The 11,827-nt window shown below is 71.8% G+C and carries 8 protein-coding genes and 1 pseudogene; 2 read left to right on the forward strand and 7 right to left on the reverse strand.

Annotated elements, in window-relative coordinates:
* From G3A44_RS11245 to glyA, 7 genes and pseudogenes are all read right to left on the reverse strand, one after another.
* Positions 1-555, reverse strand: a pseudogene (locus G3A44_RS11245) (hypothetical protein); the annotation flags it as partial.
* Positions 556-557: 2 nt separating this feature from the next.
* A complete protein-coding gene (locus tag G3A44_RS11250) occupies positions 558-1,784 on the reverse strand; it encodes an electron transfer flavoprotein subunit alpha/FixB family protein (RefSeq protein WP_163457621.1) in 1,227 nt (408 codons plus the stop codon).
* Complete coding sequence (locus G3A44_RS11255; RefSeq protein WP_163457622.1) at positions 1,781-3,805, reverse strand: (Fe-S)-binding protein; 2,025 nt, start codon at positions 3,803-3,805, stop codon at positions 1,781-1,783. The genes G3A44_RS11250 and G3A44_RS11255 overlap by 4 nt, the downstream gene beginning before the upstream one ends.
* 2 nt (positions 3,806-3,807) lie before the next feature.
* Positions 3,808-5,880, reverse strand: a complete 2,073-nt coding sequence (locus G3A44_RS11260) for an oxidoreductase (protein ID WP_163457623.1) — start codon at positions 5,878-5,880, stop codon at positions 3,808-3,810.
* Positions 5,881-5,923: 43 nt separating this feature from the next.
* The gene (locus G3A44_RS11265) at positions 5,924-6,463 is read right to left on the reverse strand and encodes a DUF5943 domain-containing protein (protein ID WP_163457624.1); all 540 of its coding nucleotides are present in this window, start codon (positions 6,461-6,463) and stop codon (positions 5,924-5,926) included.
* Between the two features lie 24 nt (positions 6,464-6,487).
* Positions 6,488-7,459, reverse strand: a complete 972-nt coding sequence (locus G3A44_RS11270; protein ID WP_163457625.1) for a dipeptidase — start codon at positions 7,457-7,459, stop codon at positions 6,488-6,490.
* Between the two features lie 29 nt (positions 7,460-7,488).
* A complete protein-coding gene (glyA, locus tag G3A44_RS11275; protein ID WP_163457626.1) occupies positions 7,489-8,769 on the reverse strand; it encodes a serine hydroxymethyltransferase in 1,281 nt (426 codons plus the stop codon).
* Between the two features lie 524 nt (positions 8,770-9,293).
* Between glyA and G3A44_RS11280 the strand changes: the two genes are divergently transcribed.
* Both G3A44_RS11280 and G3A44_RS11285 read left to right on the forward strand, forming a co-directional pair.
* The gene (locus tag G3A44_RS11280) at positions 9,294-10,592 is read left to right on the forward strand and encodes an aromatic ring-hydroxylating oxygenase subunit alpha (RefSeq protein WP_163457627.1); all 1,299 of its coding nucleotides are present in this window, start codon (positions 9,294-9,296) and stop codon (positions 10,590-10,592) included.
* Between the two features lie 65 nt (positions 10,593-10,657).
* Positions 10,658-11,824, forward strand: a complete 1,167-nt coding sequence (locus tag G3A44_RS11285) for an FAD-binding oxidoreductase (RefSeq protein ID WP_163457628.1) — start codon at positions 10,658-10,660, stop codon at positions 11,822-11,824.
* Positions 11,825-11,827 lie beyond the last annotated feature (3 nt).

An 11,827-nucleotide genomic window follows, 5' to 3' on the forward strand; every position in this document is an offset into this window, starting at 1 on the left:
GGCGAGCCAGGCGTGGCGCAGGGGCAAGTCCTCACGCTGGACCAGGCGGGGGCTGGTGACCAGCACCGCCGGCGCCCCGGGCGCCAGCTGCCAGGCGCGGCGCGCGCCGCGCGGCAGCGCCTGCACCACGCGCCAGCCGCCGTCGGGCAGCGCCTGCAGATCGATCACGTCGGCCAGCAGCGGGCGCTGCAGCTGCTCGGCCAGCACATGGGGCAGCAGGCCGGTGGCCAGCCCGGACTCCGCCCGGGCCGAGGTCAGCACCAGGGCCTGGCCACGGCAGTGGGCGGCCAGTGCGGCCGCCACCGCGGCCAGGGTGTCGGCCGGCACCGCCAGGCGCTGCAGGGTGTCCACGCCCTGGGCCAGGTAGTCGCGGGCCACGGCGTCGGGCATGGGCCCGGCGGTGCAGACCTGGGGCGGGGCGCCGCCGTCCAGGGCCCGGCAGGCCAGGGCCAGGGTGGCGGCATCGGCCCGGCTGCGGGTGGCCCGGGCGCTGACGGGGTCCATGCGCACGCTGACCAGCACGGCCAGGCCGCAGGGGGAAGGAGTCTTTCGCATGCTCAGGCCGCCTTCAGGGGAGTGGCTGGGGGAAGGGTGGAGGGCGTGGCGACGGAGAGGGCCGGCCGTGACGCCGGCGCCGCTGGGCGCGCGTCCGGCGCGGCCTCGGCCTGCAGCTGCTCCAGCAGGGCCTGCATCAGCGCCTGCACATCGGCCACCAGGGTCAGCTCGGCGCGCTGCACCATGGGCGCGGCGGGGTCGGTGTTGACGGCCATGACATGGCGGCATTCGCGGATGCCCTGCAGGTGCTGCACCGCGCCGGAGATGCCCAGGGCCAGGTAGCCCCGGGCCTGCACCGTGCGCCCGGTGGCGCCGATCTGCTGGCTGCGGGGAAAGTGCCCCGCATCCACCGCCACCCGCGAGGCGCCCACCGCCGCGCCCAGGGCCTGGGCCAGACGGTGGAACAGCGCCACGTCGCGCACGCCCTGCCCGGCAGCCAGGATGAACTCGGCCTCTTCCAGGGCCACCTGCTGGGCCTGGCCGGCGCTCACGCCCAGGTCCTGCAGCCCCGGCAGGGCCTGTGGGGCGGGCCGCGGCAGGCCCAAGGCCTGGCCCAGACCGGTGAAGGGCAGCTCGGTGCGGGCCACCTGCCGGGCCAGCAGCAGCAGTTGCAGGTCCGCCAGGGCGGCGGTGGCGTCGCCGGCGGGCCGCCCAGGACCGCCCAGGTCACGCACCCGAACCTGCTGGGCGTTGATCTCGACCACCTCGGTGGCGCAGGCCAGACCCAGGCGCACGGCCAGGCGCCGGCCCAGCAGGGCGTCCTCGCCACGGTCGGCGGCCAGCACCAAGCGCGGGGCCAGGGCCTGCCAGCGCTGGGCCACGGCCTGCAGCAGGGCCGGGGCGGCGGTGTCGGCGGTCAGGGGCAGCAGCTCCAGCCGGTCCACGCCCAGGGCCGCGGCGGCCAGGCCGCTGGCCACGGCCGCCACCGCCTCGGCGTCCGGCAGCGGCGCGCTCCAGGGCATCAGCAGCACCACGGCCTCGTCGGCGCGGGCCAGCAGGGCGGCGGCGGCCACGGCCTCGCGGGCATGCTCGTCCAGGCCACCGCCGTCGGGATGGGCCAGCACCAGCAGGCAACCGCGCGGCTCGCCTTGCAGACGCGGGGTCTTGGGGGCGCTGGCGTGGGCCACGGCGCGCAGGCCGCGCTCGCCTTCGGTGCCGCCCAGCACGATGCGGCGCAGGCCCTGGGGGGTGATGAGCACCGGGCGGCGGGGGTCGACTCGTCGGGTCATGCTTGCTTCTCCACGGCGGGGGTCTGGGGGCGCGCGCCCGGGGCCTGCACCGCGCGGGCCACCAGCTCGGCCACGTCCAGCACCTCAGGGCGCTTGCCGGTGACGCCTTCGAGCATGGCGGTGCACTGCGGGCAGGCCACGGCCACCACGTCGGCGCCGGTGGCGCGGGCGTCGTCCATGCGCAGGTCGGGGATGCGGCGCTGGCCGGGGATGTCGGTCATCGGCGCGCCGCCGCCTCCGCCGCAGCAGCGGGCGTTCTGGCCGCAGCGCTCCATCTCCACGATGGGGATGCCAATGGCCTTGAGCGCACGGCGCGGGGCCTCGGTCTGGCCGTTGTAGCGGCCCAGGTAGCAGGGGTCGTGCAGGGTGACGCGGGGCGGCGTGCGGCCATCGGCCGGCCGGGGCTGGAGGCGGCCGCGCTCCAGCAGGTCGGCCAGCAGCTCGGTGTGGTGCCACACGCGGGTCTGGCCGCTGGCCAGGCGCCGGGCCCAGGCCTCATCCAGCAGCGGGTACTCGTTGCGCAGGGCGTGCAGCAGGTGCGGGTCGGCCGTGACCAGGTGCGCGGCCGGATGCGCCTGCAGCGTGGCGATGAGCTGGCGGGCCAGGCGCTGGTAGCCGGCTTCGTCGCCCAGGCGGCGGGCCACGTCGCCGCAGTCGGTCTCCAGGGCCCCCAGCAAGGCGGGCACCACACCGCCGGCCTTCAGCGCGCTCACCAAGGCGCGCAACGTCTTCTGGCCGCGCAGGTCAAACCCCGCCTCGCCCGCCAGCAGCAGCCATTCGGTGCGGGTGGCGGTGGAGGGGCTCGCGTCCAGCACCGGCAGGCCCAGGTCGCTGGCCCAGTGGTGGCGGGCGGCCAGCGGGTAGCGGCCTTGGGTGTCGGTCTCGCGCAGGGCGGCCAGCACCTCGTTGCCCTTGTTGGGTACGGTGCCGCCCACCAGGGTGAGGTGGCGGCGCAGGTCCACCACCAGGTCCACATGCTCGATGAGCATGGGGCAGGCCTGCACGCAGGCGCGGCAGGTGGTGCAGCTCCACAGGGTCTCGGCCTCGATCAGGCCGGGCACCACCGCCTGGTCGGGGGCGCCGGCATGGCGGCCAATCTCGCGGCCGGGATAGGGGTTGCCGGCGTACTGGGCGTCGCCGGTGCCGGCCATGCCGCTCACCAGGTCCTGCACCAACTTCTTGGGGTTGAGCGGCTGGCCGGCGGCAAAGGCCGGGCAGGCGGCCTCGCACTTGCCGCACTGCACGCAGGCGTCAAAGGACAGCAGGCGGTTCCAGGGCAGGTCAGCCGGCTTGGCGGCGCCGGGCAGGTCCTGGCCCAGGGCCACGGGCTGGAGGGCGCTGGCGCTGCGCTGGGCGGCCGGGCCCACCGGCTGATCGCCAAAACGCTCGGGGCGCGGGTGCAGGCCCAGGTGCAGCAGGCCGGCCACGGCGTGTTTCATGGGGCCGGCCAGGCCAATGCCCAGGGCCAGTTCGGCCGCGCCCACACCCAGCGCCAGCACGCACAGGGCGGCCCACCAGGGGGCGATGCTGTCGTGCCACAGCGCGGCAGCCGCCAGGGCCAGCAGGCCCACCGCGCCCAGGCCCAGCGTCCAGGGCAGGCGCTGCCAGGGGCCGCGCGACACCCGTGCCGCCACCTGCGGCTGGCGGCGGCGCTGGGCCATCAGCACCGCGCCCACCAGCATCACGCCGGCACAGGCCACCAGCGCCATGTCCAGCACCGGCCAGCGCAGGCGCAGGCCGTCATTGAGGGCCACCAGCAGCAGGCAGGCGATGGCCCCACCGCCCACGGCCACGTGGGCCCGCGCCACGGCGGGCTCACGCGCCACCACATGGTGCAGGTCCACAAAGTAGCGCTTGGGGATGGCCAGCAGGCCGCTCCAGGCCACGGTGGCGGCACGCCCGGTGCGCCACAGCGCGGCGCGCCGCGCCGTGCCGATCACCAGCGCGGCCACGGCCAGCCAGAACACGGCCGTGATGGCGTCACGCCAGATCCAGGTGGAGGAAGACAGGACGGCGTCCATGCTCAAAAGTCCTTGCAAAGGCGCAGCGCGTCGTAGATCGCGGCGTGAATGTTGTGCATCGACACGCCGTCGCCAATGCGGAACAGCGCGAAGCGGCCATCCCCCAGCGCCTGCGACAGCACCGGCTGCGGCTGGTTGTCGTAGAGCGCGTCGATGTCGGTCTGGCCGTGGTTGAGCGAGCGGGCCTTGAGCTGCCAGTACAGCGCCTCGTTGGGCAGGATGCCGTTCTCGATGACCACCTGGTCGACCACCCGCTCCTCCAGCGCCTCGGTGTACTCGTGGCGCAGCACGGCCACCAGCTTGTCGCCCTCGGGGGTGCTCTCACGGTAGACGCGGTCCAGCCAGTGGTTGGGCGTGAGGACCACGCCGTTGGCGCAGAGCTGGCGGTAGAGGATGGGGAAGGTGGTGCCGCCGGTGTCGTCGGCCACCTTCACGTCGGGGGTGACGATTTCCACCAGGTGGCCGCGGCTGGCGATGAAGTCGGCCACGCCCGCGCCGGCGTGGGTGCTGATGGCGTCATACACCAGCACATTGCCCTGGGGCGCCACCTTGCCGCTGAGGATGTCCCAGCCCGACACGGACAGGCCTTCGGCCACGCCCCAAGCGGGGTTCTGGCCGGTGTGCGGCAGGCCGCCGGTGGCCAGCACCACGATGTCGGGCCGCTCGTCCAGGATCATGGACACGTCGGCCTCGGTGCCCAGGCGGCGGTCCACGCCCAGGCGCACCGTCTCCAGGTCAAACCAACGGATGATGCCGGCCATCTGCTCGCGCTTGGGCGCCTTGGCCGCCAGGTTCACCTGGCCGCCCACCTGGGGCTGCTTCTCGAACAGCACCACGTCGTGGCCCCGCTCACGGGCCACGCGGGCGGCTTCCAGGCCGGCGGGGCCGGCGCCCACCACCACCACCTTGCGCTTGGGCCCGGTGGTCTTGGCGATGGTGTGCGGCATGGTGCGCTCACGGCTGGTGGCGGCGTTTTGCACGCACAGCACATCCAGGCCGTTGTATTGCCGGTCGATGCAGTAGTTGGCGCCCACGCACTGCTTGATCTGGTCTTCGCGCCCGTCGCGGATCTTGATGACCATGTGCGGGTCGGCGATCTGCGCGCGGGTCATGCCCACCATGTCCACCGTGCCGCTGGCCAGCAGGCGCTCGGCCTGTTGCGCGTCACGGATGCTCTGCGCGTGCATCACCGGAATCTTCACCACGCTCTTGATGCCACCGGCCAGGTGCACAAAGGGCTCGGGCGGCAAGGCCATGGGTGGCATGCAGTTGGCCAGGGTGTTGTGGGTGTCGGCGCCGGAGCCGATGACACTCAGGTAGTCGATCAGCCCGGTCTCGCTCATGGCCTGGGCGATTTCCTTGAGCATCTCGTGGCTCAGGCCGTCTTCGTGGAACTCGTCGCCACACATGCGCAGGCCCACCACAAAGTCCTTGCCCACTTCGGCGCGCACCGCTTGCAGCACTTCCAGGCCAAAGCGCAGGCGGTTTTGCAGGCTGCCGCCCCATTCATCGGTGCGGAAGTTGCTGCGCGGGCTCCAGAACTGGTCGATCAGGTGCTGGTGCGCGGCAGAGATTTCGATGCCATCCAGCCCCGAAGCCTTCACCCGGCGCGCCGCCTTGGCGTAGTCCTGGATGATGCGGCGGATCTCCTCGATCTCGATGGTCTTGGCATTGCCACGGTGCACCGGCTCCCGCACGCCCGAGGGGCTGACCAGGTGCGGCCAGTCAAAGCCGTGCCAGGCGTTGCGCCGGCCCATGTGGGTGGCCTGGATCATGATCTTGGCGCCATGCTTGTGCATGGTGTCGGCCAGTTTGGCCAGGCCGTCCATGGTCTCGTCGCGCGAGAGGTTGACCGAGCTCCACCAGCTGCTCGGGCTGTCGCGCGAGACGGGGCTGGAGCCGCCGCAGATCGCCAGGCCGACGCCGCCCTTGGCCTTTTCCTCGTAGTAGCGGATGTAACGCTCGCCGGGGATGCCGTCGTCGGCGTACACCTCCGCGTGGGCGGTGCTGACGATGCGGTTGCGGATCTTCAGCTGGTTGAGCTGGATGGGTTCGAAGAGGTGCGGGTAGCGCATGGTCGGACGGCGTGAGGGTGCTGCGGGGCGGCGCGGGAAGGCGTCAGTCCGCCAGGGGCGTGACGGTGAAGACGCAGTGCGCATGGCCCTGGGCCGCGCACTGGGTCTCTTCGCTGTGGGTCTTCCAGGTCTGGCCGGTGGCCTGGCCCACCCAGTCCATGGCGCCAGAGAACCAGCCCGCAAACAGGTAGCAGACCTTGTCGGCGCTCACCGGCACGCCGGCAATGCCCTGGGCCAGCACAAAGACCGAGTGCTCCAGGCGGATGCGGGCGTGGCCGGTGGTGGCGTCCACCTCGTCAAACGAGAACAGGCCCCAGCCCCGCTGCGACAGGCGCTTGAGGTAGTGCTCGTAGACGGCCAGGCCCTGCAGGCCGTGGGTCTTGCTCTCCTGCTCGCACCAGAAGTAGGCCGAGCGGTGGCCGGCGGTGTAGAGGCTGGCGGCGTAGGTCTCGCGGCCGATGGCGGCCTCGGCCTCCACGTGGTTGTTGACGAAGAAGTGCCGCGGCACGTAGATCATCGGCAGACCGTCGGTGGTCCAGATGCCGGTGTCCGGGGCGACGTCGATGGGCAGTTGCGGTTGCATGTTGTGCTCTCCTTGTGGGCGGCCTCAGGCGCCCCAGACTTCACCGAAGACCCGCAGCCAGTTGCCGCCGATGACCTTGACGATGCGCTCGGGCTTCCAGCCGGCGCGCGCCATGGCGTCGGTCAGGTTGGGCATCTCGCCGATGGTGCGGATGCCCTCCGGGTTGAGCACGGTGCCGAAGTTGGTCAGACGGCGGCCGCGGCCCTTGTCGTGGGTGATGTGGTCGAAGAAGTCTTGGCCGTAGCCCTGGGTGTGGTCGGTGCCCACGCCCACGCAGTCCTCGCCGACCAGGTTGATCACGTAGTCCAGCGCCTCCACATAGTCGGCCACGGTGGACTCGACGCCGCGCTTGAGGAAGGGCGGGAACATGGTCACGCCGATGAAGCCGCCACGGTCGGCGATGAACTTCAGCTGCTCGTCGCTCTTGTTGCGCGGGTGCTCTTTCAGGCCAGCGGGCAGGCAGTGGCTGTAGGTCACCGGCTTCTTGCTGGCCAGGATGGCCTCCTCGCTGGTCTTGGCGCCGACGTGCGAGAGGTCCACCATGATGCCCACACGGTTCATCTCGGCGATGACCTCGTGGCCGTAGCCCGACAGGCCCCCGTCGCGCTCGTAGCAGCCGGTGCCGATCAGGTTCTGGGTGTTGTAGCAGAGCTGCACCACGCGCACGCCCATGTCGGCGAAGGCCTCGATGTGGCCCAGGTGGTCCTCAAAGGCGTGGGCGTTCTGGAAGCCCAGGATGATGCCGGTCTTGCCTTCGGCCTTGGCGCGGCGGATGTCGTCCGTCGTGCGCACCAGCGTGAGCAGGTCGGCGTTGGCGCGGATGTGCGACTTCATCTCAGCGATGTTGTGCACGGTGGCCTTGAAGTCGTCCCAGACCGAGACGGTGCAGTTGGCGGCGGTCAGGCCACCGCGGCGCATGTCCTCAAAGACCGGGCGGTTCCACTTGGAGATGATGAGTCCGTCGATGACGATGGATTCGGCGTGCAGGGCGTTCATGGGCGTGTGCTCCTGGGGTCGGGCGGACATCAGAGGTCGGGGTAGATGGGAAAGCGGCTGGTCAGGCTTTGCACCTGCTCGCGCACCAGCATCTCGACGCGGGCGTCGCCTTCGGGCTGGCGGCGCAGGGCCTGCATCACGTCCAGGATCAGGCGGGCGACCTCTCGGCAGTCGTCCTCCTTCAGGCCGCGGGAGGTGATGGCGGCGGCCCCCACCCGGATGCCCGACGTGATGGTGGGCTTCTCGGTGTCAAACGGAATGCCGTTCTTGTTGCAGGTGATGCCGGCGCGCTCCAACGCCACCTCGGTCTGGTTGCCCTTCAGGCCCAGGGGCCGCAGGTCCACCAGCAGCAGGTGGTTGTCGGTGCCGCCCGTGACCAGATCCAGACCGCCTGCGCGCAGGGCCTCACCCATGGCGCGGGCGTTGGCCACCACCTGGCCGGCATAGGCCTGGAACTCCGGGGTCAGCGCCTCGCCAAAGGCCACCGCCTTGGCGGCGATGACGTGCATCAGCGGGCCGCCCTGCGCGCCGGGGAACACCGCCGCGTTGACCTTCTTGGCGATCTCCTCGTCGTTGGTCAGGATCACGCCGCCGCGCGGGCCGCGCAAGGTCTTGTGCGTGGTGCTGGTGGTCACATGGGCATGCGGCACCGGGCTGGGGTACACGCCCGCGGCCACCAGGCCGGCCACATGCGCCATGTCCACCATCAGCAGGGCGCCCACCTCGTCGGCAATGGCACGGAAACGCGCCCAGTCGATGACCCGCGGGTAGGCCGAGAAGCCGGCGATGAGGAGCTTGGGGCGGTGCTCGCGCGCCAGGCGCTCGACCTCGTCGTAGTCGATGAGGCTGTCGCTCTGCCGCACGCCGTACTGCACGGCGTTGAACCACTTGCCTGAGAGTGCCGGCTTGGCGCCGTGCGTCAGGTGGCCGCCGGCCGACAGGGCCATGCCCAGCACCGTGTCACCGGGCTTGACCAGGGCCAGCATCACCGCGGTGTTGGCCTGGGCGCCGGAGTGCGGCTGCACATTGGCAAAGCGGGCGCCAAACAGGGTGCACAGGCGGTCAATGGCCAGGGCCTCGACCACGTCGGCGTACTCGCAGCCGCCGTAGTAGCGCTTGCCGGGATAGCCCTCGGCGTACTTGTTGGTGAACACCGAGCCCTGCGCCTGCAGCACGGCGCGCGAGACGATGTTCTCGGAGGCGATCAGCTCGATCTGCGCTTGCTGGCGCAGCAGCTCCTGGCCCAGGGCCCGGGCCACCGGGGCGTCGGCCTGGGACAAGGGGCGGGAGAAGAAGGAAGTCGTGTTCATGGCGGGGGCGGTCGGTCGGCGGAGCGGGAGACGGGCCGGGGCGCGGAGAAGCGCCGGGTGGGGGTCAGGCCGCCGCAAGGGGCGGGCTGATGGGAGGCCATTCTTTGGGCCCAGGGGCGGGGCGGCTTGTGCACCAAGGACATGCACTTGCCCAAAACCGACATGGGCCGCCCACGCCCCAGGCCCGTCTGGCCGGCCCACCCGGCACCACCTGAGCCCCGCGCGAGGGCGTCTGGCGCCTGGGTGAGCCCGGGGGTGGGCACGGGCGTGAGCCTGACCGCCACACGCCGGACGTCTTGACGCCGCCCGCCGTGCACTTGATCAGAAGCGACACGAGGCCCCCAGCGGGACACGGCCGACGCGGTGGCGGTGGGCATGTCGCCTGCAGACAAGTCCGCGTCCGAACCACGCAAGGTCGGCCGGGGCGCTGACCGAACAATCGATTTCATCGGGCGCTGGGAGGCCGCAACCCCCACACGCCGCAGCGCCCCGATGCCTTGCAGCTCCCCCAGAGGATTACAGACATGTCCGCCACCCCCACCGCGACGGCTCCCGTCACCCTGCATCCCCGTGCCGGCGGCGCCGCCGACACCCTGGCCCTCCTGCTGGAGCGGCGCCTGCCCGGCCACAGCCTGGAGGCCCCGTTCTACATGAGCGAGGAGATCTTCCGCGCCGACTTGGCGCACATCTTCCGGCGGCACTGGATCTTCGTGGCCGTGGCCCCGCAGGTGCCCGAGCCCGGTGACTTCATCACCGTGGACGTGGGCGGCGACTCCGTGCTGATCGTGCGGGACGACGACATGGCCCTGCGCGCCTTCCACAACGTCTGCCGCCACCGTGGCTCCAAGCTGTGCGATGCGCACCAGGGCAGCCTGGGCAACATCGTCTGCCCCTACCACCAGTGGACTTATGACCTGGAAGGCAAGCTGATCCACGCCGACCACATGGGCGAGACCTTCCTGCGCGAGCAGCACCACCTGCACAAGGTGCACCTGCGGGAGCTGGAAGGCCTGATCTTCATCTGCCTGGCCGACGCGCCGCCGACCGACTTTGAAGAGGTGGCCGCCCGCATGCGCCCCTACCTGGCGCCGCACAAGCTGGCCGAGTGCAAGGTGGCCGCGCAGGTCGAGATCCTGGAGCAGGGCAACTGGAAGCTGACCATGGAGAACAACCGGGAGTGCTACCACTGCGTGGGCAATCACCCGGAGCTGACCGTCTCGCTGTACGAGCACGGCTTTGGCGCCCAGCCCGGCCCGCAGAACGCGGAAGGCATCGCCCGCTTTGAGCAGATCGTGGCCGACAGCTGCGCCCGCTGGGAAGCCATGGGCCTGCCCAGCGTCCGCATGGAAGAGCTGGACACCCGGGTGACGGGCTTTCGCACCCAGCGCCTGCCGCTGGACCGCGCCGGCGAGTCCCAGACCCTGGACACCCAGGTGGCCTGCAAAAAGTTGCTGGGCGACTTCACCGAGAAGTCGCTGGGCGGCCTGTCCTTCTGGACCCAGCCCAACTCCTGGCACCACTTCATGAGCGACCACGTGGTGAGCTTCTCGGTCATCCCGCTGTCGGCCGGCCGCACCCTGGTGCGCACCACCTGGTGCGTGCACAAGGACGCGGTGGAGGGCGTGGACTACACGGTGGAGAACCTGACCGCGGTGTGGAACGCCACCAACGACCAGGACCGCCGCCTGGTGGAGCTGTCGCAAGCCGGCGTGGCCAGCCCCGCCTACCGCCCGGGCCCCTACTCGCCCTTCACCGAAGGGTTGGTGGAAGCCTTCTGCACCTGGTATGTGGACCGCATGCGCGCCGGCCTGAGCGCCGCCTGAGCGCCGCATGCGCCCCACCTGAGCCACGGCCGTCCGCCCTGCCCGCCTCACCGTCCGCCCCTCCCATGAGCAGCCCCCACCACCCCGACCTGGCAGACGCCCCTGCCCCGGCCTGGCGTCCTGACGACGAAGGCTTTCTGTGCGTTCAGGTGATCGACGAGACCCCTGACGTGCGCACCTTCGTCCTGCGGCTGGAAGGGGCGGCGCGCAGCTTCCACTACCGGCCCGGGCAGTTCGTCACCCTGGCCCTGGAGATCGACGGCGAGCGCGTGAACCGCTGCTACACGCTCAGCTCCAGCCCCACCCGCCCGGACACCCTGGCCATCACGGTCAAGCGGGTGCCCGGCGGGCGGGTCTCCAACTGGCTGCACGACCACCTGCGGCCGGGCACGCGGCTGGACCTGACCGGGCCGGCGGGCGCCTTCTGCTTCCCGCCCGGCCCGGTCAGCGCCCCCGCACGCGGCCAGCTCTACCTCTCGGGCGGCAGCGGCATCACGCCGCTGATGTCCATGTCCCGCGCCTGGGCCGACCTGGGCCTGGACGCCGACGTGCACTTTGTGCACGCCGCGCGCACGCCGCAGGACGTGGTCTTTGCCGAGGAGCTGACCCTGCTGGCACGGCGCCTGCCGCGCTGGCGTGCCACCGTGGTGTGTGAACAACGTGGGGCCACCCCGGGCTACAGCGGCCTGACGGGGCGCCTGTCACTGGCCACGCTGCGCGCCCAGGTGCCCGACCTGCTGACACGCGAGGTGTGGTGCTGCGGGCCAGCCCCCTTCATGGCCGCGGTGCGCGCCATGCTGGGCGAGGCGGGCTTTGACATGGCCCGCTACCACGAGGAGAGCTTCAGCTTTGAGGCGTCGGCCGACCCGGTCGCGCCTGCCGCCTCCCCCGACGCCGCCTCCCCCGACGCCGCCTCCCCCGACGCCGCCAATACGCCCCCCGCCGGTGCGGGCGCCGCGGGGGCCGCCGCCCCGGCGTTTGCCGTGCGCCTGGCCAAGGGCGGCGGCTTTGACTGCGCCCCGGACGAGACCTTGCTGCAGGCCTCGCGCCGGGCCGGCCTGCGCTGGCCCTTCAGCTGCGCCAGCGGGGTGTGCGGCTCCTGCCGCACCCGCCGCCTGGCCGGCGAGGTGCTCATGCAGCAGGGCGGCGGCCTGCGCCCGCGTGAAGTGGCCCAAGGCTGGATCCTGCCCTGCTGCAGCCGGCCACTGAGCGACGTGGCGCTGGACCGCTAGCCT

The organism is Ideonella livida (genome assembly GCF_010499455.1).
Classification (GTDB): Bacteria; Pseudomonadota; Gammaproteobacteria; order Burkholderiales; family Burkholderiaceae_C; genus Ideonella; species Ideonella livida.